This window comes from Paenirhodobacter huangdaonensis (assembly GCF_004022465.1).
Classification (GTDB): Bacteria; Pseudomonadota; Alphaproteobacteria; order Rhodobacterales; family Rhodobacteraceae; genus Rhodobacter; species Rhodobacter huangdaonensis.
In genome coordinates this window covers 107,041-128,047 of the sequence record NZ_SAVA01000001.1, presented here as the reverse complement: position 1 = coordinate 128,047, position 21,007 = coordinate 107,041, and the positions used below count along the sequence as shown (strand labels likewise).

General features: G+C 68.9%; 20 protein-coding genes. 12 read left to right on the top strand and 8 right to left on the bottom strand.

What is annotated here, in order from left to right:
* Positions 1-6: 6 nt before the first annotated feature.
* Entirely contained in the window at positions 7-1,257 is a 1,251-nt protein-coding gene (locus EOW66_RS00600) for an NAD(P)/FAD-dependent oxidoreductase (RefSeq protein WP_128154060.1), read from the top strand.
* A gap of 50 nt (positions 1,258-1,307) precedes the next feature.
* On the opposite strand, the gene EOW66_RS00595 is transcribed toward EOW66_RS00600, so the two are convergent.
* Both EOW66_RS00595 and EOW66_RS00590 read right to left on the bottom strand, forming a co-directional pair.
* Positions 1,308-2,339 carry a trans-3-hydroxy-L-proline dehydratase gene (locus tag EOW66_RS00595; protein WP_128154059.1) on the bottom strand — a complete coding sequence of 344 codons (1,032 nt, stop codon included), beginning with the start codon at positions 2,337-2,339 and terminating at the stop codon, positions 1,308-1,310.
* 98 nt (positions 2,340-2,437) lie between these two features.
* The gene (locus tag EOW66_RS00590) at positions 2,438-3,121 is read right to left on the bottom strand and encodes a GntR family transcriptional regulator (protein WP_128154058.1); all 684 of its coding nucleotides are present in this window, start codon (positions 3,119-3,121) and stop codon (positions 2,438-2,440) included.
* A 228-nt stretch (positions 3,122-3,349) separates the two neighbouring features.
* On the opposite strand from EOW66_RS00590, the gene EOW66_RS00585 reads away from it, so the two are divergent.
* The 5 genes from EOW66_RS00585 (at position 3,350) to EOW66_RS00565 (ending at position 8,083) form a co-directional block, all read left to right on the top strand.
* The gene (locus EOW66_RS00585; protein WP_128154057.1) at positions 3,350-4,327 is read left to right on the top strand and encodes an ABC transporter ATP-binding protein; all 978 of its coding nucleotides are present in this window, start codon (positions 3,350-3,352) and stop codon (positions 4,325-4,327) included.
* 28 nt (positions 4,328-4,355) lie between these two features.
* Positions 4,356-5,621, top strand: a complete 1,266-nt coding sequence (locus EOW66_RS00580; protein WP_113900424.1) for an ABC transporter substrate-binding protein — start codon at positions 4,356-4,358, stop codon at positions 5,619-5,621.
* A gap of 70 nt (positions 5,622-5,691) precedes the next feature.
* Positions 5,692-6,546, top strand: a complete 855-nt coding sequence (locus EOW66_RS00575; RefSeq protein WP_128154056.1) for an ABC transporter permease — start codon at positions 5,692-5,694, stop codon at positions 6,544-6,546.
* 1 nt (position 6,547) lies between these two features.
* Entirely contained in the window at positions 6,548-7,384 is an 837-nt protein-coding gene (locus tag EOW66_RS00570; protein ID WP_128154055.1) for an ABC transporter permease, read from the top strand.
* 27 nt (positions 7,385-7,411) lie between these two features.
* Positions 7,412-8,083 carry an aspartate/glutamate racemase family protein gene (locus EOW66_RS00565; protein ID WP_128154054.1) on the top strand — a complete coding sequence of 224 codons (672 nt, stop codon included), beginning with the start codon at positions 7,412-7,414 and terminating at the stop codon, positions 8,081-8,083.
* Positions 8,084-8,101: 18 nt separating this feature from the next.
* Here the strand turns inward: EOW66_RS00565 and EOW66_RS00560 are convergent, their stop codons facing one another.
* Both EOW66_RS00560 and EOW66_RS00555 read right to left on the bottom strand, forming a co-directional pair.
* Positions 8,102-9,115, bottom strand: a complete 1,014-nt coding sequence (locus EOW66_RS00560; RefSeq protein ID WP_113900428.1) for a cyclase family protein — start codon at positions 9,113-9,115, stop codon at positions 8,102-8,104.
* Between the two features lie 3 nt (positions 9,116-9,118).
* Complete coding sequence (locus EOW66_RS00555) at positions 9,119-10,021, bottom strand: 3-hydroxyacyl-CoA dehydrogenase family protein (protein WP_128154053.1); 903 nt, start codon at positions 10,019-10,021, stop codon at positions 9,119-9,121.
* 109 nt (positions 10,022-10,130) lie between these two features.
* Between EOW66_RS00555 and EOW66_RS00550 the strand changes: the two genes are divergently transcribed.
* From EOW66_RS00550 to EOW66_RS00535, 4 genes are read left to right on the top strand one after another with little or no spacing between them, the layout of a single operon-like run.
* Positions 10,131-11,456: a short-chain fatty acid transporter gene (locus tag EOW66_RS00550; RefSeq protein ID WP_128154052.1), complete on the top strand. Its 1,326-nt coding sequence runs from the start codon at positions 10,131-10,133 to the stop codon at positions 11,454-11,456.
* A 7-nt stretch (positions 11,457-11,463) separates the two neighbouring features.
* Positions 11,464-11,769, top strand: coding sequence for a YciI family protein (locus tag EOW66_RS00545; RefSeq protein WP_128148268.1), 306 nt, complete (start codon positions 11,464-11,466; stop codon positions 11,767-11,769).
* Positions 11,770-12,060, top strand: coding sequence for a muconolactone Delta-isomerase (gene catC / locus EOW66_RS00540; protein ID WP_128154051.1), 291 nt, complete (start codon positions 11,770-11,772; stop codon positions 12,058-12,060). It begins immediately after the preceding gene.
* A complete protein-coding gene (locus tag EOW66_RS00535) occupies positions 12,057-12,773 on the top strand; it encodes an SDR family NAD(P)-dependent oxidoreductase (RefSeq protein ID WP_128154050.1) in 717 nt (238 codons plus the stop codon). Before catC ends, EOW66_RS00535 begins: the two co-directional genes overlap by 4 nt.
* A gap of 57 nt (positions 12,774-12,830) precedes the next feature.
* Here EOW66_RS00535 and pcaD read toward each other — a convergent pair whose 3' ends face one another.
* The 3 genes from pcaD to EOW66_RS00520 all read right to left on the bottom strand — a co-directional run bounded on the left by pcaD (position 12,831) and on the right by EOW66_RS00520 (position 16,098).
* Entirely contained in the window at positions 12,831-13,610 is a 780-nt protein-coding gene (gene pcaD, locus EOW66_RS00530; RefSeq protein WP_239017453.1) for a 3-oxoadipate enol-lactonase, read from the bottom strand.
* Positions 13,611-13,619: 9 nt separating this feature from the next.
* Complete coding sequence (locus tag EOW66_RS00525) at positions 13,620-14,519, bottom strand: LysR family transcriptional regulator (protein WP_128154049.1); 900 nt, start codon at positions 14,517-14,519, stop codon at positions 13,620-13,622.
* Between the two features lie 169 nt (positions 14,520-14,688).
* Positions 14,689-16,098, bottom strand: a complete 1,410-nt coding sequence (locus tag EOW66_RS00520; RefSeq protein ID WP_239017452.1) for an FAD/NAD(P)-binding protein — start codon at positions 16,096-16,098, stop codon at positions 14,689-14,691.
* Positions 16,099-16,452: 354 nt separating this feature from the next.
* Here EOW66_RS00520 and EOW66_RS00515 point away from each other — a divergent pair, with 354 nt between their 5' ends.
* Positions 16,453-16,926, top strand: coding sequence for an Lrp/AsnC family transcriptional regulator (locus EOW66_RS00515; RefSeq protein WP_113900435.1), 474 nt, complete (start codon positions 16,453-16,455; stop codon positions 16,924-16,926).
* Positions 16,927-17,023: 97 nt separating this feature from the next.
* A complete protein-coding gene (locus tag EOW66_RS00510; protein ID WP_239017451.1) occupies positions 17,024-17,647 on the top strand; it encodes an RBBP9/YdeN family alpha/beta hydrolase in 624 nt (207 codons plus the stop codon).
* Between the two features lie 27 nt (positions 17,648-17,674).
* Here the strand turns inward: EOW66_RS00510 and EOW66_RS00505 are convergent, their stop codons facing one another.
* Positions 17,675-20,995 (bottom strand): indolepyruvate ferredoxin oxidoreductase family protein, encoded by a 3,321-nt coding sequence (locus EOW66_RS00505; RefSeq protein WP_128154048.1) that lies wholly within the window; start codon positions 20,993-20,995, stop codon positions 17,675-17,677.
* Positions 20,996-21,007: the final 12 nt, after the last annotated feature.

The window sequence follows — 21,007 nt, the reverse complement described above, 5'->3', positions numbered from 1 at the left end:
TCCGAGATGGGGCAGTCCGAAAACACTGAAATTCTGGTCATCGGCGCGGGGATCGTCGGCGTCGCCGCCGCGCTTGCACTGGTGGGCGAGGGGCACAGGGTGCGCCTGCTTGACCGCAAGGGCGTCGCCGCCGAGACCTCGCGCGGCAATGCCGGCGCCTTCGCCTTTGCCGAGGTCGAGCCGCTTGCCACCCCGGGCATCATGCGCAAGGCACCGAAATGGCTGCTCGATCCGCTCGGGCCCTTGTCGCTGCGCCCGGCCTATGCGCTGCAGATCCTGCCCTGGATGGTGCATTTCTGGCGCGCCACCTCGCGGTCGCGCTACGAGGCGGCGGTGGCGGCACAATCCGCGATGATGCAGCTTTCGTCGCAGGCGCTCGAGCGGCTCATCGGCCGCGTTTCGGGCGAGCCGCTGATGCGGCGCGAGGGGCAGCTGCAGGTCTATGAGGGGCGCGGCCAGTTCGAGGCGTCGCTGCCCGCCTGGGAACAGCGCCGTCGCCACGGCATCGACTTCCGGCTGATCGAAAGCGCCGGTGCGCTGGCCGAGATCCAGCCCGGGCTGAGCCCGCGCTTCACCCATGGCGGTTACACGCCGAGCTGGATGAACACCGTCGATCCGGCGCTCTGGACCGAGCATCTGGCCCGCGCCTTCACCGATGCGGGGGGCGTGATCGAGACGGCCGAGGTGCAGTCGGTGACGCCGGGCGCGGCGGGGGTCGAGGTGGCCACAAGCGCGGGGCTGCGGCGTGCGGCGCAGGTGGTGATTGCCGCCGGCGCCTGGTCGCACCGGCTGGCGCGGACGCTGGGCGACCGGATCCCGCTCGATACCGAACGCGGCTACAACACCACCTTCCCGACCGCGAGCTTCGATCTGCGCACCCATCTGACCTTCGCGAACCACGGCTTCGTGGTCAGCAAGATCGGCGAGGGGCTGCGGGTCGGCGGGGCGGTCGAACTCGGCGGGCTGAACCTGCCGCCGAACTACCGCCGCGCCGAGATCCTGGTGCGCAAGACCGTCGAGTTCCTGCCGGGCTTTGATCCGACCGGCGGCACGCAATGGATGGGCTTCCGCCCCTCACTGCCCGACAGCCTGCCGGTGATCGGCCGTTCGCCGAAGTCGGACCGGGTGATCTATGCCTTCGGCCACGGCCATCTCGGCCTGACGCAATCGGCGGGCACGGCGGAGCTGGTGGCGGCGCTTGTGGCGCGCCGCGCGCCGGCGATCTCGCTTGCGCCCTTCGCGGCCGAGCGGTTCTGAGGCCCTGACAGAAAACGGGCCGGGACGCAGCTGCGCCCCGGCCCGGTGCCTCAGAAGAGGCGCGGCCAGGTGTCCGAGATCCGGTAGCCCTCGGGCCAGGGATCGGCCGGGTCGAGCATGTGCTGATGCGTGCCGGTGATCCAGGCGCGGCCGCTGATCTCGGGCCGGATCGCCGCCACATCGCCCACCTGCGTGGTGCCCAGAATACGCCCCTCGAATTGCGAACCGATGATCGAGATCCCGGTGAAGCGGTCTTCAATTCCCATCTCGCCGCGCGCGTGCAGGATCGCCATCCGCGCCGAGACCGCGGTGCCGGTGGGCGAGCGGTCAAGCTTGCCGGGCTGGATCGCCACCACCGATTGCGCGCTCAGCCGGTTGCCCTCGCGGGTGATCGGGCCGGCGAACAGGCAGAAGGAATGGTGCGCCCAGTCGGGCTTTTCCGGATGTTCGAAGCGATAGCGGGCATTGGCGGCATTGGTGATGCGGATGCCGAGCTCGGCGATCTCGCGCGCCCGGTCAGCCTCGAGCGTGACGCCAAGCGCCACCGGGTCGACCACCACGAAACTGTCGCCGCCGAAGGCGGTGTCGACGGTGATCGTGCCGAGCCCCGGCACCTCGAGCGGCACGCCGAGCCGGGTGGCAAACGAGGGCAGGTTCTCGACATGGATGCGCTCGGCCTTGCCATTCGCGCAATCGGCCCGCACCCGCACGAGCCCGCCCGGCGCCTCGAGCACCATCTCGGTCACCGGCTCCTGCATCGGGATGATGCCGCTGTCGAGCAGCACCGTCGAGACGCAGATCGAGTTCGATCCCGACATCGGCGGCGTGTCCTCGGGCTCCATGATGATCCAGGCGGCCTGCGCCTCGGGGGCGCGCGGCGGCACCAGCAGGTTGACGTGCCGGAAGACGCCGCCGCGGGGTTCATTCAGCATGAAATTGCGCAGACCCTGATCCTGCGCGATCCAGGCCCGCTGCTCCCAGACGGTATTGCCGGGAGGTGGGGCGACGCCGCCGACGATGACATCGCCGACCTCGCCCTCGGCATGGCACGAGACGACGTGGATGACCTTGGTGCTGCGCATGTTCCTCTCCGCTGCTGGCGTCCCGGGGGCGTTGATCCCGCCGCATCCGGTGCGCCCCCGGAGTAGCCGGGAACGGCGGGAAATGCCATGGGCCGGGCTCAGCCGCCAAGTGCCTCGCGCAGGCTCGAGGGGGCGGCCACGCGGCTGCGCAGGTCGAGCGAGGAGAGCAGGTCGAGCAGGTGGCTTTTCATCAGCTCCTCGGCCAGCGCGCCGTCATGGACGGCAAGCGCGCGCATCAGCGCGTGATGGGCGTGGCGTTCGCACAGCGCGCCGCGGCGCTGCCAGTAGACGGCGATGATCAGCGAGGAACGCGCCACGAGCTGGGTGATGAACTCGGCGATCGTGTCCTGATCGGCGATGCGGGCGATCTCGATGTGGAACTGTCCCGAAAGATAGAGCGCGCGCCCGGCTTCGCCCGCGGCCAGCGCGGCATGCTCGGCGTCGATATGGCGTTGCAGCAGGGCAAGATCGGCCTCGGTGATCCGTTCGGCGGCCGAGCGCGCGGTGCGCGGCTCGAGCAGGGCGCGGGCCTCGAACACCTCGCGCGCCTCGCGCAGGCTCGGCTGCGCGACGAAGGCGCCGCGGTTGCGCCGCAGCTCGACCAGCCGGTCATGCGCCAGCCGCTGCAGCGCCGCGCGCACCACGGTGCGCGAGACGCCGAAGATCTCGCCGACCTCGTCTTCCGACAGTTTCGAGCCCGGCGGCAGGCGATGCTCGTGAATCGCCAGCGCGATATCCTCGGCGATGGTGTCGGAACTGGTGTCTCGGTTCGGCAGGTCCATGCGTGTCTCCTTCCCTGCGATTCTTGGGGGGCGGGCGGCCTCGGGGCAAGGGGTGAGCTTCGAACACAAGATTGTATACGATAATGTGCCGGATATCGGGCAATCCGTATCATCTTCTGCATAAAATCTGCGCAGATCGTGTTTTGCCCGTCTGCCCGGATCGAATCCGTTCCCGCTTGGGCAACCGGCCGCCGCAAGGTGGGCGCAGTTGAGCCGACAGGAGCGAAGATGAGAACTCAGGGCGATCTCGAACTCGTGCATCTGACGAAGCGCTATGGCGACACCGTCGCCGTCGACGACATCAGCCATATCTTCGCGCCGGCGAGCTATGTGTGCCTGCTCGGCCCCTCGGGCTGCGGCAAGAGCTCGACGCTGCGGATGATCGCGGGGCATGAAAGCGTCAGCTCGGGCGGGATCGTGCTGCACGGCGCGGATATCTCGAACCTGCCGCCGGCGCAGCGCGGCACCGCGATGATGTTCCAGAACTATGCGCTTTTTCCGCATCTGACCGTGCGCGACAACGTCGCCTTCAGCCTGCGGATGAAGGGCGTCGACAAGGCGACGCGGCACAGGAAGGCGATGGCGCTGCTCGACCTTGTCGACATGGCGCATCTGGCCGACCGGCTGCCGGCGCAGCTCTCGGGCGGGCAGCAGCAGCGTGTGGCGCTGGCCCGCGCGCTGATCACCGAGCCGCGGGTGCTGCTGCTCGACGAGCCGCTCTCGGCGCTCGATCCGTTCCTCAGGATCCGGATGCGGGCCGAGCTGAAGCGGCTGCAGCGCGAGCTGGGCATCACCTTCCTCCATGTCACCCACGGTCAGGACGAGGCGCTGGCGCTCGCCGATGAATGTGTGGTGATGAACCGCGCGGTGATCGAGCAGGCCGGCCCGCCGCGCGAGGTCTGGGGCGCGCCGCGCACCGAATTCGTCGCCCGCTTCATGGGCGGGCACAATGTGCTCGACTGGCACGGCGCGCGCGTCGCGATCCGCTCGGACGAGGTGCGCCTTGTCGCAAGCGGTGGCGTCGCCGCCACCGCGAGTGCCGTCGAATACCAGGGCGACCGCGTCGCGCTGACCGCCGTGCTCGAGGGCGGCGACGAAATCACCGCGCTGGTGCCCGACGCCGCCTTCTTCGCGCAACCGATCAACCCGGGTGAGGCCGTGCGCCTTGGCTGGGACGAGGGGCGGCTGCACCGCCTCGAAGCCTGACACTCCCCCAAAACAGAGAGGAATTCCCATGTCGAAGATGCGCTACTCGCGCCGCTCCATCCTGAAATCGGGCGCCGCCGTCGCCGCCGCCTCGGCCCTTCCCGCGCCGATGATCTGGGCGCAGGAGATCAAGGACATCACCCTGCGCCAGTTCGGCACCGGCGTGTCGAACCTGAACGAGGTCGGCCAGAAGGTGAAGGAAGAGCTCGGCTTCTCGCTCGAGATGACCGCGCTCGACAGTGACAGCGTCACGCAGCGCGCCGCGACCCAGCCCGACAGCTTCGACATTGCCGACATCGAATACTGGATCTGCAAGAAGGTCTGGCCGACCGGCAACCTGCAGGCGATGGATACGACCAAGATCAAGAATTACGACAAGATCGTCGGCATCTTCAAGGACGGCAAGCTGACCCCCGACAGCGTGGTCGCGCAGGGCACCGCGCCGAACACCGTGGGCTTTGCCGAGGGTCCGGGCTCGACCGCCTTCGCCAAGGAACAGACGCAGTGGATGACGCTGATCCCGACGATCTACAACGCCGATACGCTGGGCATCCGCCCCGACCTGATCGGCCGTCCGATCGAAAGCTGGGCGGAACTGCTGAACCCCGAGTTCAAGGGCAAGGCCTCGATCCTCGACATCTCCTCGATCGGGATCATGGACATGGCGATGGTCTGCGAGGCCGCGGGCAAGATCAAATACGGCGACAAGGGCAACATGACCCGCGCCGAGATCGACCAGACCATCGCGATCTTCACCGAGGCGAAGAAGGCCGGCCAGTTCCGCGCCTTCTGGAAGAGCTTCGATGAATCGGTGAACCTGATGGCCTCGGGCGAGGTGGTGATCCAGTCGATGTGGTCGCCCGCCGTTACCGCGGTGAAGGCGCGCGGCATTCCTTGCGTGTTCCAGCCGCTGAAGGAAGGCTATCGCGCCTGGGGCGGCGGTCTGGGCCTGTCGAAATCGCTGACCGGGATGAAGCTCGAGGCGGCTTACGAATACATCAACTGGTATCTCTCGGGCTGGGTCGGCGCCTTCCTGATGCGCCAGGGCTATTACTCGGCGGTGCCGGAGACCTCGAAGGAGTTCATGACGGCGAACGAATGGGGCTACTGGTTCGAGGGCAAGCCCGCGGCCGAGGACATCGCCGACCCGTTCGGCAAGGTCATGGCCAAGGCCGGCGAGACCCGCGACGGCGGCTCGTTCTACGAGCGCATGGGCCATGTCGCGTGCTGGAACTCGGTGATGGACGAGAACCAGTACATGGTTCGCAAGTGGAACGAGTTCATCGCCTCGTGACGACCCCGCGCGGGGGGCTGGCGGCCCCCCGCACCCCCCGCGAGTATTTGGCCAAGGAAAAGGGCGCGTCATGGCGGTTTCACGCAATCTGCAGGGCTGGCTTCTGGCCGCGCCGCTCACCGCGGTGCTGGCGGGCTTTCTGGTGCTGCCGATCCTCACCATCTTCATCGTGAGCTTCTGGCAGGCCACGGAATTCTCGATCATCCCGGCCTTCAGCCTCGAGAACTACCAGTTCCTGCTGACCTCGCCGGTGACCTATCAGGTGTTCTTCAAGACCTTCATCTATGCCGCGCTGGTCTGGGGGCTGACGCTCGCGATCGGCTTCACCGTGGCCTATTACCTCGCCTTCCACATCCGCTCCGAGGCGACGCGGATGGTGCTGTTCCTGCTGTGCACCATTCCCTTCCTGACCTCGAACATCATCCGGATGATTTCCTGGATTCCCTTCCTCGGGCGCAACGGGCTGGCGAACCAGGCGCTGATGAGCCTCGGCATCGTCGATGCGCCGGTCGAGTGGCTGCTTTACTCCGATTTCTCGGTGGTGCTGGCCTTCGTGCATCTGAACACCCTGTTCATGATCACGCCCATTTTCAACACGATGATGCGTATCGACCGCAGCCTGGTCGAGGCGGCGCGCGACAACGGCGCCTCGGGGTGGCAGATCCTGACCCATGTCATCATCCCGCTCTCGAAACCCGGGATCATGATCGGCACGATCTTCGTGCTGGCGCTGGTGATGGGCGATTTCATCACCGTGCGGTTCATGTCGGGCTCGCAATCGGCGAACGTCGGGCGGCTGATCTCGAATGACATCGCGCTGCTGCAATATCCCTCCGCCTCCGCCACCTCGATCGTGCTTCTGGCGGTCGTCCTTCTGATCATCGGCGCGCTGATGCGCTTCGTGAACATCCGCAAGGAGCTCTGACATGGAACCGCGCCCGCGCAGCTTCTACGTGCTCACCGCCGTCTTCGTGCTGTTCGTGATCTTCCTTTACGGCCCGACGATCACCATCGCGATCCTGTCCTTCCAGGGGCCCGAAGGCGGGCTGACCTTCCCGATGAACGGGGTCTCGACCTATTGGTTCCACAACCTGTTCGAGCAGCAGGCGGTGGGCGATATCTGGGGCTCGTTCCGCCGCTCCTTCGTGCTCGGGCTGATGGTGATGGTGGCGACCGTGGTGATCTCGGTGATGGCGGGGCTCGCCTTCCGCAAGCGTTTCCGCGGCTCGGCAGCGCTGTTTTACCTGACCATCGCCTCGCTGGTGATCCCCTCGATCCTCGTCTCGCTCGGCGTCGGGCTGATCTTCGACCGCTTCGGGCTGAAGGTGCATTGGGCGACCTCGGGCTTCGGCGCGCAGCTGACCTGGACGCTGCCCTTCGGCCTTCTGGTGATGTTCGCGGTCTTCAACCGCTTCAACCCCTCCTACGAGGAGGCGGCGCGCGATCAGGGCGCCAGCGCCTGGCAGACCTTTGCCCATGTCGTGCTGCCGATCATCTTCCCCTCGGTGGTCGGGGTGGCGCTGTTCGGCTTCTCGCTCAGCTATGACGAGTTCGCCCGCACGCTCTTGACCGCGGGCAGCTACAACACCCTGCCGCTCGAGATCTTCGGGATGACGACGAACGTGACGAAGCCAGTGATCTATGCGCTCGGCACGCTGACCACGGCGTTCTCGCTGCTGATCATCGGTGCCTTCCTGCTGGCCGTCTGGATTACCGCGCGGCGGCGGGCGCGGCGGCTGGCGAGCCTTGCGAAGGCGGGCTGAGGCGCGGGCGCAGAACGGACGATTGACATGAAACTGATCTTCATGAACCCCAATTCCACCGAGTCGATGACCCGGCAGGTGGTCGAGGCGGCGCGTGCCGCCGCCCCCGGGGCCGAGATCCTCGGCTGGACCAATGCCGGCGGGCCGCCGGCGATCGAGGGGCCCGAGCACGGGCGGCAGGCGGTGGCGGGGCTGCTGGCGATGCTGCCCGCGGCGCGCGCGGAAGGCGCCGATGTGCTGGTGATCGCCTGTTTCGACGACACCGGGCTCGGCGAGCTGCGCGCCGCCGCGCATTGCCCGGTGATCGGCATCGGCCAGGCCGCCTATCACATGGCGGCGCTTGTGGCCGGGCGGTTCTCGGTGGTCACGACGCTGGCCGTCTCGGTGCCGGTGCTCGAGGACAACCTTGGCCGTTACGGGCTTGCGACCGGCTGTGTCTCGGTGCGGCCGAGCGGGCTGCCGGTGCTTGCCGTCGAGAAGGGCGGCGCGGTGGTGATCGCGCGGCTGGCCGAGGAGATCCGGCTCGCCCGGGCCGAGGGGGCGGGGGCGATCGCGCTTGGCTGCGCGGGCATGTGCGGGCTGCGCGGCGCGCTGGCGGAACTCACCGACCTGCCGGTGATCGACGGCGTGGCGGCGGCGGCGAACCTTGGTCAGGCGATTGCGCGCACGGTCGGGGCCGGGGCAGGGGACGCGGCCTGAGAGCCGGGCAGCCCGGCCTCAGAGCGTCGCGACGGGGGTCACCGGAGAGCCGATCGCGCCGGGCAGATAGAGCGGCGGCGCGGTCAGGAAGACCGCGGAGCGGCCGCGGGGTTCGAGCGCCCGGGCGAGGTCGCGCAGATACCACAGCTCTGCCAGCGGCAGCCCCAGCTTGAACAGGCAATGGTGATGCAGCGGCAACCGCAGGCAGCAGGCCTGCGGGTCCGAATGCGGGTTCTCCACCGCGTAATTGTCGGCGGCGATGGCACCGATGCGGCTTTCGGTGATCCAGGCGTGCAAGGCCGCATCGGTGCCATCAAGCACCGCCCCGGTCTGCTCGAGCCGCTCGGGGTCGGGGGCGTCCTGCATCTCGACGAGGGCCTCGGCATAGCCGGTGCGCAGCAGCAAGATGTCGCCCGGGCAAAGCGCGATCCGCTGTGCCTTCAGCACCTCCTGCAGCTCTGCCAGCCCGATGAGCTTGCGCCCCGGGCCGTAATGGCGCACGAAATCGATCAGCACGCCACGGCCCTGCACCGGGGTCTTGGCCATCTCGCAGACCGAAAGGCGGCGCGCATAGCAGCCGTGACCGGCCTCGCCGCCGGCTCCGAGCACATCGAGCCCGGCGCGGTGGCCGTTGTAATAGACCCGTTCCGCCACGCCGTCGCCATCGGCGTCGAACAGCGCACCGACATGGGCAAGCGAATCCCATTGCGTGGAATATTGCGTCGACAGCAGCACCTGATCGTCGCTGATGACGTCGCGCAGGATCGGGTCCAGATTGGCCAGCGGAAAATTGATGTAGGGCGTTTCGCCGAGGTAGGTCGGAGCCAGAACGGGCGGCTTGCGGCGCGGGTTCAGCACCAGCTTGCCCGGCAGGTCGAGCGGCAGCGACAGGCAGAAGGCCAGCCCCTCGCGGATCTCGGCCGCCGCGGCGCGCCGTTCGGCCGGGCCGATGTAATTCAGCGTGCCAAGCTGGTCATCGGCGCCAAAGTCGCCCCAGTTCGAGCCTTCGGGGCGGTTTTTCCATTGCGGCATGGTTCAGATATCCTCTGTCCTGTCGGCCCGGTCTGCCAGCGCGATGACCTCGGGCAGCAGCCGTTCCACGGCGTCGAGCTGCGCGTCGCGACCGCTGTCCCAGTCGTAGAAGCCGCGCCCGCTCTTGCGCCCCAGATGCCCCGCCCGCACCTTTTCGGCAAGCCCTTCCGGCGGCGTCTGCCGGGCATCGAGTGCCGGGTAGAGATAGCGCGCGATGCTCAGATGCGTGTCGAGCCCGTTCAGATCGCGTTGCAGGAGCGGACCGATCAGCGCCAGCCGCACGCCGAGTGAATAGCGGGTCACCCGGTCGATGGTCTCGGCATCAGCGACGCCCTGCTCGAGCAGATGAAAGCATTCGCGCAGCATCGCGTGCTGCAGCCGGTTCGCGATGAAGCCCGGAACATCGGCCTTCAGCACCGCGGGTTTCTTGCCGGAGGCCGTGAGCAGCGCCGCCACGCGCTCGAGCGTTTCGGGCCGGGTGGCCGGGCCCGGGACCAGCTCGACCGCGGGCACCAGATCGGCGGGATTGAAGAAATGCGCGATCAGGAACCGGCCGGGGTGGCGCAGGCCCTCGGCCAGATCGGCGCTGCGCAGGCCGGAGGTGTTCGAGGCGATGAGCGTCTCGGGCCGGAAGACCCTGTCCAGTTCCGCGATCACGGCGCGCTTGAGGTCAAGGTCTTCGGGCACCGCCTCGATCACCAGATCCGCCGCGCCCCAGATCGGGGCGAGCACCTCCGGCCGCGCGGCGCCGACCGGGTCGAACCCCTCCGCGCGCAGATTTCCGACCGCTTTTGCAAGGGCTTCCGGCGACGGATCCAGCAGCGCCAGCCGATGCCCGGCGCGCAGAAAATGCCGGCAGATCCGCGTTCCCATGATGCCTGCGCCGACGACGACCAGCCGGGTCATGCCCATCCCCCCTCAATCATATTGGTTGACAATATAAGTTAGTGCTGCTGATTTGCAATCAGTATAAATTGAGGCGAATCCGGGCGGGAGGCCCGGAAGGGAGGGACCTTTGAACTCGATTGCCAACTTCTTCACGCGAGTCGTGAACCGCTACATGCCCGACCCGCTGGTCGTGGCGATCCTGCTGACCGCCCTGACCGTGCTGATCGCGATGCTCACCCAGGGCACCGGGATCGTCGACGCCACCCGCTACTGGGGCGAGGGGTTCTGGAACCTGCTCAGCTTCACCATGCAGATGACGGTGATCCTGCTGGCGGGCTACATCCTTGCGCGCACCCCGGCGGTCGACAAGCTGATGGACCTTGTGGTCATGGGCATCCACACGCCGCGCGCGGCGATCATCGTCGCCACCCTGTTCGGGGGCGTCGGCAGCTGGCTCAACTGGGGCTTCGGCCTCGTGCTGGGCACGCTGATCGCGCAGAAACTCGGGCGCAAGGTGGCGGGGCTGCACTATCCGCTGGTGATCGCGGCGGGCTACTCGGGCTTTGCCGTCTACGGTGTGGGGCTCTCGGGCTCGGTGCCGCTGCTCATCAACACCCCCGGTCACTTCCTCGAGGGCGCGATCGGCCTCGTGCCGCTGAGCGAGACGATCTTCTCGCCCTATCTCATTGCGATGAACCTGTTCTTGCTGGTCACGCTGCCGCTGTTCAACGCCATGCTGCACCCGAAGAACCCCGCCGAGATCATCGAGGCGCATCCCGCGCCGGTGCTGCCGATCGCCGAGCCCGAGATCCGGGAACTCACCTTCGCCGAGCGGCTGAACCATTCGCGGATCGTCGGGATGGGCATGGGCCTGTTCGGCCTGTTCTATGCCGGGCTCTATCTCTACGAGGGCGGCTCCGTCACGCTGAACTTCGTGAACCTGCTGTTCCTGTTCCTCGGCATCACGCTGTTCGTCACCCCGAGCCGGTTCCTCGCGGCGCTGAACGACGGGGTGAAGGTGGTCGGCGGGATCATCATCCAGTACCCGTTCTATGCCGGTATCCTCGCGATCCTTGCGGGCTCGGGCCTGATCGTGACCTTCTCGAACTGGTTCGTCTCGATCTCCAGCGCCGAGACCCTGCCGATCTGGTCCTTCTTCTCCGCCGGTCTGGTCAATCTGTTCGTGCCGTCGGGCGGCGGGCAGTGGGTCATTCAGGGCCCGGTGATGATGGATGCGGCGCAAAAGCTGGCCGCCTCGATCCCGGCGACGGCGCTGGCGGTGCAGATCGGCGATCAGTGGACCAACATGGTGCAGCCGTTCTGGCTTCTGCCGGCGCTCGCCATCTCCGGGCTGAAGCTGAAGCACCTGATGGGCTACATGGTGCTGGTGCTGTTCTACCTTGGCATTGTGTTCGCAGGAACCATCGCGATCTGGGGCGTCATGGGAGTGTGACCCGGCCATGCCCTACATGATCGAAACCTTCGATGCCCCCGGCTGCGCAGAGCTGCGCAGCCGCCTTCGCCCGGAGCATCTCGACTATCTCGAGGCCAACAAGGCGCTGCTTCTGGCCTGTGGCGCCAAGCTCGACGATGCCGGGCAAAGCGCGAGCGGCGGGCTCTATCTGCTGGCGGTGGAAAGCCGGGACGAGGCGCAGGCCTTCATCGAGGCCGACCCGTTCTTCCGCGGCAAGCTGTTCGAGCGGGTCACCGTGACCCGCTGGCGCAAGGCCTATCTCGACGGCCGCAACACATTGAAAGAGGGCTGAATGCTGTATCACGTCGCAATGACCGTCCGACTGCCGGCCGACATGGACCCGGCCGTGGCGGGCGAGATCAAGGCCCGCGAGAAAGCCTATTCGCAGGCGCTGCAGCAGCAGGGCGTCTGGCGCCATATCTGGCGCGTGGCAGGGCTTTACGAGAATGTCAGCATCTTCGATTGCCGCGACAACGCCCATCTGCACGAGGTGCTGACCGGGCTGCCGCTCTATCCCCATATGGACATCTCCGTGACCCCGCTCTGCCGGCACCCGTCCTCGGTGCGGGAGGATGACCGGTGAGCGGCTATCTGCGCCGCACCGCGCTGGTGACCGGCGGGGCGGGCGGGATCGGCGCCGCGATTGCGGCCCGGCTCGCCGCCGACGGGTTCCGGGTGGCGGTGCTCGACATTGCCGAACCGACGGTGCCGGTCGACCGTTTCGAACGGATCGACCTGAGTGATGCCGGGGCGCTTGCGGCGCAGTGCGCCCGGCTGGCCGCCGAGGAGGAGATCACCTGCCTCGTCAACAACGTCGGCATCGTTCTGCCGGCCGCGCTCGAGCAGGTGGCGGTGGCGGATTTCGACCGGCTGATGCATGTGAATCTGCGGCCCTCGATCCTCTGCGCGCAGGCCTTCGTGCCGCGGATGAAGGCGCTTGGCGGTGGTCGCATCGTGATGAACACCAGCCGGGTGACGCTGGGCAAGGAGCGGCGCACGCTCTATTCGGCCAGCAAGGGGGCGGCGCAATCCATGGCCCGGACCTGGGCGCTGGAGCTGGGGCCGCACGGCATCACGGTGAATTGCGTGGCGCCCGGCCCGATCGGAACCGAGGCGTTCTGGCGCAACAATCCGCCCGAGGCCGCCCCGACCCGCGAGATCATCGAGAACATTCCGGTGAAGCGCATCGGGACGGGGGAGGATGTCGCCAATGCGGTCTCGTTCTTCTGCGCCCCCGAGGCGGGGTTCGTCACCGGCCAGACGCTCTTCGTCTGTGGCGGGGTGACCGTGGGCTGAGGCCCGCGCGCCCCGGTGCCGGAAGAAAAGCGGGCCCGGTGGGCCCGCTTTTGCATGTCAGCCCCGCAGATGGCCGAGCAGTTCCGCGGTGAAGCGCTCGGGCTGTTCGACGCAGGGCAGATGGCCGGCAGCCCCGATCTCGACGAACCGCGCCCCGGCGATGCCCGCGGCCATGGCCCGGACCAGCGCCGGCGGCGTCGAGCTGTCCTCGGCCCCGGCCAGAACCAGCGTCGGCTGGGCGATCCGCGCCAGATCGGCGGTATAATCGGCGTCGCGGATCGCGGCGCAGACCTGCGCATAGCCGGCCGCCGGCGTGCGTTCGAGCATCGCCTGCCACAGCGCGAAATCCTCGGTCTCGCGATAGGCCGGGGCAAACCAGCGCTCGAGGATCGCCGCGCCGATCGCGGCGATGCCGTCGCGCAGCACGGTCTCGATCCGCGGGTTCCAGATCTCGGGCGTGCCGATCTTCGCCGCGGTATCGGACAGCACCAGATGCGTCATCTGCGCCGGGCGGCGCAGCGCCAGGCGCTGCATCACCAGCCCGCCGACCGACAGGCCGACCCCGGCGAAGGCCCCGACCCGGTACTGGTCGAGCAGGGTTTCCACATCGTCGGCGAGGGTCTCGATGCTGAGCGTCGCGCGCGCCGCACTCAGCCCGTGGCCGCGCTTGTCATGGCGCAACACGCCCCAGCTGTCGGGCAGCCGCGCCACGATCCGCTCCCAGACCCGCAGGTCGGTGCCGAGGGAATTGGCAAAGACTAGGGTCGGGGCGTCCCCGAGGGCGGGGCGGTAGCCGTGAAAGATGCCGTCTCGGGCGGTGAACTCCTCGTGTCGCAAGCGGGTCTCCTAGAGTGGGGCGTCATCCAGACAGGACAGGAACAGCGCCAGCGGCGGGCTTTCGTGATCGGTCCGGTAGACAAGGGAAATATTGGCGGTCTCGGTCTGGTCCGGCAGCGGCCTGTAGCTCACCCCGGCGATCTGCACGTGTTTCACCGCCTCGGGCACCAGCGCCACCCCCAGCCCGGCGGCCACGAGGCTGACGATCGAGGCGAATTGCGGCGAGCGCTGCACGATGTCTGGGGTGATCCCGGCGCCGGCGCAGGCGCGGTGCATGGCGGCCGAAAACCCGGTGTTGGGGGGCAGGTGGGTGGCGATGAAGGGCTCGTCGCGGACATCTTGCAGCGTCACCGGCCGATCGGACTGCACCGCCAGCGGGTGGGTGTCGGGCAGCGCGATCCAGAGTTTCTCCTCGCACAGTGTGCGGGTGCTCAGGTCGTCGGGCAGGTCCGGGTAGGGCAGGCGGACGATCCCCGCGTCCAGATTTCCGGCCGCGACCTCGGGGATCGAGCGGTCGAGGTCCATCAGCGTCAGCCGCATCGCGGTCTGTGGCGCGCGCAGGCGGTAGCGGCGCACCAGGTTGGTCAGCACGCCGTTATAGGCGGCCGCACCGATATAGCCCAAAGCCAGCTCGCCGATCATGCCCCGGCCCACGCGCAGCGCGACCTCTTCCGCGCGCTCGGCGTGGCGCAGCACGGCGCGCGCCTCGGGCAGCAACAGCGCCCCGGCGGTGGACAGGCTGACCTTGCGTCGTGTACGCTCGAACAGCCGCGCCCCGACCAGTTCCTCCATCTGCTGGAGCTGAAGCGTGAGCTGCGGCTGCGAAATCTTCAGCCGCTCCGAGGCGCGGCCGAAGTGCAGCTCCTCCGCAAGCACCACCAGCAGCTCGTAATGTCGGAGTGTCAGCATTTTCCAATAAGTCCGCCGATGTTATCTATTTTGAGTATAACTTGTCGGGCATCGGCTGGCCAGCGGCGTTTTGCGGGGGCGCGGGGGCGGGGCAGGCGCCGGGCTGCGGCAGATCGGGCGGCCGCCCCGGACGAGCCTGCCCCCCGCCTTCCGCAGGCAGCGGCGCCTCTCAGCTTTGCTGCGCCCGGTGTGACACGGCGCGGCCATCGCTCTGCTCGGCGATGCGGTGCGCCACCTGGCCGGCCTGACTGCGGATGTCGGGGATTGCGGTGATCTCCCAGAAGGTCGCGCGCGCCACCGGCCCGAGTGCGAACAGCCGCGTGCTCGGGCGGCCGTCGGCGCCGATCAGCCGGCTTTCGGCCGTCACCTCCAGGCCGAGGCGCAGCGGGTCCACACGCGCCGCGCCCTGGGCCAGAAGACCGGCGATGACCGGGGCGGCATTGCGCTCCGGATCGTTGCGGATGCCGCGGCAATCAATGATCCGGCCCACCTCAATGCTGTCCTGCGTGGCGCTGCCCCGGGCCCGGACCACCGCCCGGATCGCGCCATCGCGGCCCGGTTCGGCGCGCAAGAAGGCCGCCCGCACGATCCGCAGCCGCCCCCGGGCGCGCGCCGCCGCGATCCTGTCGGCCGAGGCCGGCGGGATGCGGTGGCGGTGCACCTCCCACCAGGAGGCGCCGTGGCGCAGGAATCGGGCCCGCTGCTCGGTGCTCATGTGTTGCCAGAACAGGCTGACCCAGGGCCGGATGCCGTCGACGGCATCGCGCCAGCTGCCGCCCGCGGCCTCGGCCTGGCGCGCGCGGTCGCGCAGCCACGACAGGATTGCACTGAGCGGGGCGCCGAGCGGCAGCGTCTCGCCCGCGGTCGGCAGCGGCGTGCCGGCGGCATGGGGGCGCGGCAGGAGGCCGCGGCGCGAGATCGCGATGATCGGCCCGGTATGCCCGGCGCGCTCGAGCGACAGCACCTGATCGACCATCGACAGCCCGGTGCCGACGATCAGCACCGCGCGGCCCGGCGCAGCGACCGCCCCGGCGCTCCAGGCCCGGGTGACGAGGCCCGCGGGGTCCGGCCTCGGCACCACATGCCCGGTCGCCAGCACGGCATAGGCGCCGGCGAGACTCTGCCCGTCTGCGAGCGTCACCTTCACCCCGCTGGCGCGCTCGCGGATCGCGACGCAGGTTCCGGCGACGCACAGAAGCCGCCCGGATTCCGCCCAGGGCGTCAGCAGCGCGGCGAGATAGCGGCCATAGGTGGCGCGGCTGACGAAACTGTCGCGGCGATAGCGGTCGCCGTCCGCCTGCGTCTGCAGCCAGCGCAGGAAATGCTCCGCATCGTCCGGGAAGGCGCTCATCTGATGGACGCGGGTGTTGAGCAGGTGATCGGGGTCAGTGGTCGAATAGGCGATGCCGCAGCCAAGCAGGTGGCGCCCCTCGATCACCGTGACGCGCAGGTCGGTGTCGTGGCGCAGCAGGTTGGCGGCGAACAGCACGCCGCTGGCGCCGCCGCCGATCACCAGCACGTCGCGCCAGCCCGGTTCGCGCGGGAAGGCCGCAATCGGCATGGACGGGTCCTGGAACATGGCTGTCACCTTTCTGCTGTCGGGGCCGGGGAGGGGCCGGTCGCGGGGAGGGCGGGCATCGGCGGTTCCTCGGCTTTCGGCGGCGAGGCGGGCGCCTCGTCAATACACGATAATGACGACATTGTTGGTGTAGTTTTTCAACGGAATTCTTTCTTCTTTTTTGCCCGGTTTCCGGAATGCTTTTCCGGATCTGCTGCGGGAATCTCGATCCTGTCGCGTTCCAGCCCGGTGCCGGAAGACGCCGTGGCGGCGCGGCGCGAGGGGGTCGGAATAAAGACGACATTTCCGGTAGACAAAATAGATTAAAATCGACACCCTGATCCGCAACCAGATCGCTGCCGGAAGGAGGAAACTGTGCACGAGCTCGACCTGATCGACCGCAAGATCGTCGCCGAACTGATGCGGGACGCCACCTTGCCGATTGCGAAAATCGCCGATCGCGTCGGCCTGTCGCAGACCCCGTGCTGGCGCCGGATCCAGCGGCTGGATGCGAGCGGGGTGCTGACCGGGCGGGTGGCGCTGGCCGATCCGGTGCGGCTTGGCTTCGGGCTGACGGTCTTTGTCGGGGTCGTGGCGCCAGATCATTCGCAGCAGTGGCGCGACGCCTTTGCCGCGGCGGTCGGCACCATCCCGGAGATCATGGAAACCTATCGCATGGCCGGCGAGATCGACTATCTGCTGCGCGTCTCGGTGCGCAGCATGGAGGCCTTCGACCAGCTCTACAAGCGGCTGACCGATGCCGTGCCGATCAAGAATGTCACCTCGACCTTCGCGATGGAGCGGATCAAGTTCGGCACCGCCTATCCGGTGAACACGACCCACCGCTGACGCCGTGCGGGGAACGGCCTTCTCTTCTGCTGCCCGTCTTTGAAACGGAAAATCACGACTTGCGTGGTAGAGTATCTTTGCAAGGATGGAGGCAGAGATGACCGCACTCAGAACGCTGATCGTGCCGGGGCTGGACGGCTCGCCCGCCCCCCATTGGCAGCAATGGTGGGCCGCGACCGAGGCCGGCGCGCTGATGGTCGACCTGCCGGCCCCGGCGCGCCCGGACCCGGCCGACTGGGAAACCGAGCTGGCCGGGATGATCCTGCGCCATCCCGACAGCATCCTCGTCGGTCATTCGCTCGGCGCGGTGCTGATCGCGCGGGTTCTGGCCGGCGGGGCGCGGCTGCGGGTGCGGGCGGCGCTTCTGGTCGCGCCGGCCGAGACCGGGCTCTCGCGCCGGATCTCAGATTTCTCCCCGATCCCGGAGATCCGGCTGCCGGTGCCGACCACCGTCGTCGCCAGTCGCAATGACCCCTGGATGCAGTTCGGCCGGGCCCGGGATCTGGCGACGGCCTGGGGCAGCGGGTTCGTCGACCTCGGCCGCGCCGGCCATGTCAATGTCGCCTCGGGCTTCGGCCCCTGGCCGCGCGGCAAGGCGCTGCGTGACGGGCTGGTGGCGGCCTCGGCCGGCGGCCCCGGGCTTGCCGGTCCCGGCCCGCGCCCGGTGCGGGGCCTGCGCGCCGAGGGGCGGGGCCGGGACCGACGCTCGCTGTCACGGTGACCCCGGCGCGCCGCCCCGCGGCGCCGGTCAGCTGTCGAGCGCCTTGAAACAGCTCTCCATCCGTGCGGCCTTGACCGGGCCGAAGCCGCGCACCGCGAGCGCGCTCTGCGCCGTCGCGATCACCTCGGCGGCGGGCGCGCCGCGATCGAGGAGGGCTTCGAGACGGCCGAGGACGGTCTCCCGCAGCCGGCGTTCGGCCCGCCGTTCCGCGCTCAGCCCGAACGGGTCGAGGGGCGTGCCCCGCAGGGGTTTCATCCGGGCGAGCAGGCGCAGCGCCGGCAGCAGCCAGGGCCCGAACCGGCGCTTTGCGGGGCGGCCTGTGCGGGCGTCGCGCCCGGGCAGGAAGGGCGGGGCAAGGTGGAAGGCAAGCCGGGGCGCGCCCTCGAAGTCACGGGCGATCCCGGCCAGGAACTCCGGTGCGCTCAGCAGCCGCGCGACCTCGTACTCGTCCTTGTAGCTCATCACCTGATGGGCGGCGCGCATCACCGCCTCGACCATCCCGGCCTCGCCGCGCAGCTCGGCCTTGGCGATCAGCCGGCTGTAGCGCGTCGCATAGCGCGGGCTTTGCCAGGCGCTCAGATGCGCGATGTGCCGGGCCTTGAGCGCCGCCAGATCGGTTCCTGCGGCGGCGGGCTCTGCGCAGATCTGCGGCTGCACCGCTGCCAGCCGGCCAAGGCGGAAGGCGCGCAGGTTCTGCGCGACCCCGGCGCCGTTGAGCCGGATCGCCGCCTCGATCGCCGCAAGCGGGATCGGCAGGGCGCCGCGCTGGAAGGCAAAACCCGCGAGCAGGATGTTCGCCGCGATGGTGTCGCCGAAATGACGCTCGGCAAGCGTCGAGGCGTCGATCTCGGCGATCCCCTCGGCGCCTGCGCGCCGGCGCAGGCTCGCCATCGGCAGCGCGGCGAACAGCGGCGCTGTGGGGGCGCGCACGAAGCCGGCGGTGGGGGTGAAATGGCTGTCGATCACGCAGCGCGTGCGCCCCGGTGCGATCGCCGCGATCGCCTTCGGGGCGGCGGCGACGACCACGTCGAAGCCAAGCAGCGTGTCCGCTTCCCCGGCGCCGATCCGCGGCGCATCGAGCGCGGCCGGATCGCGGGCGATGCGCAGATGCGACATCACCGCGCCGTTCTTCTGCGCAAGCCCGGTCTGGTCGAGCGCCTGCACCGCGAGCCCGGCCAGATGCGCCGCCTGCGCGAGGATCGCCGAGACGGTGATCACCCCGGTGCCGCCGACGCCGGTCATCAGGATGCTGAAGGCACCGGTGCCGAGGCCGGTTTCCGGCTCGGGCAGCGGTGCGTCGATCTCGGCAGGCAGCGGGGCGAGTGTTTTCCGCCGCGTGCCGCCCGAGACGGTGACGAAGCTCGGGCAGAAACCCTTGAGGCAGCTCGTATCGGCGTTGCAGGCGGACTGGTTGATCTGCCGCTTGGTGCCAAGATCGGTCTCCACCGGCTCGATCGCGATGCAGTTCGACTGCACCGAGCAATCGCCGCAGCCCTCGCAGACGCCGGGGTGGATCAGCACCGTCTCCGCCGGCTTCGGATGCAGGCCGCGCTTGCGGCGGCGGCGTTTCTCGGCGGCGCAAAGCTGGTCGTAGATGAGGACGGTGACGCCCTCGACCGCGCGCAGCCGACGTTCCTCGGCCTCGAGCCGGTCGCGCGGCAGCGCCCGCAGCCCTCCCGGAAGGCTGGTCCAGACCTCGGGCGTTTCCGAGATCACCACCACCTCGCGCGCGCCCTCCGCCTGCACCTGCGCGACGACGGCGGGGACCGAGAGCTCGCCGTCGTGGGCCTGCCCGCCGGTCATCGCGACCGCGTCGTTGAAGAGGATCTTGTAGGTCGCGTTCACCTTCGCCGCGATCGCGGCGCGCAGCGCAAGCAGGCCCGAATGGAAATAGGTGCCGTCGCCCATGTGCACGAAGACGTGCTTTTCCTCGGTGAAGGGGGCGTGGCCGATCCAGTTCGCGCCCTCGCCGCCCATCTGGGTGAAGGTCTTGCCGCCGCGATCCATGCCGAGCGCAAGCATCGAGCAGCCGATCCCGGCGATCGCGCGGCTGCCCTCGGGCAGGCGGGTGGAGACCGAATGCGGGCAGCCCGAGCAGAAATAGGGCTCGCGCGTCGGCAGGTCCGGCACCGCCGCGACCGGGGCGAGGGGGGCGGTGGGCAGATTTGGCCGGATGCCGGCGGGGGCGAGGAAGCGGGCAAGCACCTCGGCCACCATCGCGGGGTCGATCTCGCCGGTTGCGGGCAGGAGCGGCTCGCCCGTGGGCGTGGTCTTGCCCCAGAGCTGCGGCGCACCCGCGCGGCCATAGAAGAGCACGCGGATCTGGTCCTCGATCACCGGGCGCTTCTCCTCGACGACGAGGATCGCCTCGAGCCCCTCGGCGAAGTGCTCGAGCGTCTCGGGCACCAGCGGCCAGATCAGCCCGAGGTTGAGGAGTTTCACCCCGGCTGTCTCGGGGGTGAGGCCGAGCTTGCGCAAGGCGCCGATCAGGTCGCGCCAGCTCTTGCCGGTGGAGACGATGCCGAGCTTGCCCGCGCCCGAGATCCGGTCGAGCCCATTCGCGCGGGCAAAGGCCTGTGCCGCGCGCAGCTTGTGTTCGAGCCGCCGTTCCTGATCGAGCTGCGCATCGGGCCAGCGGATCGAGAGCCCGCCCTCGGGCAGCGCGATCTCGGGCGTCACGAAGCGCCCCGGTCCCGGCAGGGTGAGCGAGGCGGTGCATTCGACGATCTCGGTCTGGCACTTGAAGCCGACCCAGGCCCCGCAAAAGCGGCTCATCGCGATGCCGGCCAGACCCATCGCGACGTAATCCTCGATCCCGGCGGGGGAAAGGATCGGCACCATCGCCGAGATCAGGTCATGTTCCGACTGATGCGCGAGCGTCGAGGAGACCGCGCCGTGATCGTCGCCCATCAGCAGCAGAACGCCGCCCTGCGGCGCGGTGCCGGCGGCATTGGCATGCTTGATCGCGTCCATCGAGCGGTCGACGCCCGGCCCCTTGCCATACCACATCGCAAAGACGCCGTCGTATTTCGCCCCCCTGGTCAGCCCGGTCTGCTGCGTGCCCCAGACCGCGGTCGCGGCGAGATCCTCGTTCAGCCCGGGCTGGAACACGATCTGCGCGCCGTCGAGGGCAGGGCCGGCCTTGGCGATCTCGCGGTCGAAGCCGGCGAGCGGCGAGCCGCGATAGCCCGAGACATAGCCGGCGGTGTTCAGCCCCGCCTCCCGGTCGCGCCGGGCCTGCTCGATCAGCAGCCGGATCAGCGCCTGCGTGCCGGAGACGAGGATGCGGCCGTCGGGCTGGCGGTAGCGGTCATCAAGCGAGGGGGTGGGGGCAAGCGGTTCGGTCATGGCGGCTCCGGG

Coding starts and splice junctions, on each gene's coding strand:
- EOW66_RS00570 (WP_128154055.1), top strand. CDS start 6,548: ATGGAACCGCGCCCGCGCAGCTTCTACGTGCTCACCGCCGTCTTCGTG.
- EOW66_RS00555 (WP_128154053.1), bottom strand. CDS start 10,021: ATGACCCGGCTGGTCGTCGTCGGCGCAGGCATCATGGGAACGCGGATC.
- EOW66_RS00600 (WP_128154060.1), top strand. CDS start 7: ATGGGGCAGTCCGAAAACACTGAAATTCTGGTCATCGGCGCGGGGATC.
- EOW66_RS00580 (WP_113900424.1), top strand. CDS start 4,356: ATGTCGAAGATGCGCTACTCGCGCCGCTCCATCCTGAAATCGGGCGCC.
- catC (WP_128154051.1), top strand. CDS start 11,770: ATGCTGTATCACGTCGCAATGACCGTCCGACTGCCGGCCGACATGGAC.
- EOW66_RS00590 (WP_128154058.1), bottom strand. CDS start 3,121: ATGGACCTGCCGAACCGAGACACCAGTTCCGACACCATCGCCGAGGAT.
- EOW66_RS00505 (WP_128154048.1), bottom strand. CDS start 20,995: ATGACCGAACCGCTTGCCCCCACCCCCTCGCTTGATGACCGCTACCGC.
- EOW66_RS00525 (WP_128154049.1), bottom strand. CDS start 14,519: ATGCTGACACTCCGACATTACGAGCTGCTGGTGGTGCTTGCGGAGGAG.
- EOW66_RS00560 (WP_113900428.1), bottom strand. CDS start 9,115: ATGCCGCAATGGAAAAACCGCCCCGAAGGCTCGAACTGGGGCGACTTT.
- EOW66_RS00545 (WP_128148268.1), top strand. CDS start 11,464: ATGCCCTACATGATCGAAACCTTCGATGCCCCCGGCTGCGCAGAGCTG.
- EOW66_RS00595 (WP_128154059.1), bottom strand. CDS start 2,339: ATGCGCAGCACCAAGGTCATCCACGTCGTCTCGTGCCATGCCGAGGGC.
- EOW66_RS00510 (WP_239017451.1), top strand. CDS start 17,024: ATGACCGCACTCAGAACGCTGATCGTGCCGGGGCTGGACGGCTCGCCC.
- EOW66_RS00585 (WP_128154057.1), top strand. CDS start 3,350: ATGAGAACTCAGGGCGATCTCGAACTCGTGCATCTGACGAAGCGCTAT.
- EOW66_RS00575 (WP_128154056.1), top strand. CDS start 5,692: ATGGCGGTTTCACGCAATCTGCAGGGCTGGCTTCTGGCCGCGCCGCTC.
- EOW66_RS00565 (WP_128154054.1), top strand. CDS start 7,412: ATGAAACTGATCTTCATGAACCCCAATTCCACCGAGTCGATGACCCGG.
- EOW66_RS00520 (WP_239017452.1), bottom strand. CDS start 16,098: ATGTTCCAGGACCCGTCCATGCCGATTGCGGCCTTCCCGCGCGAACCG.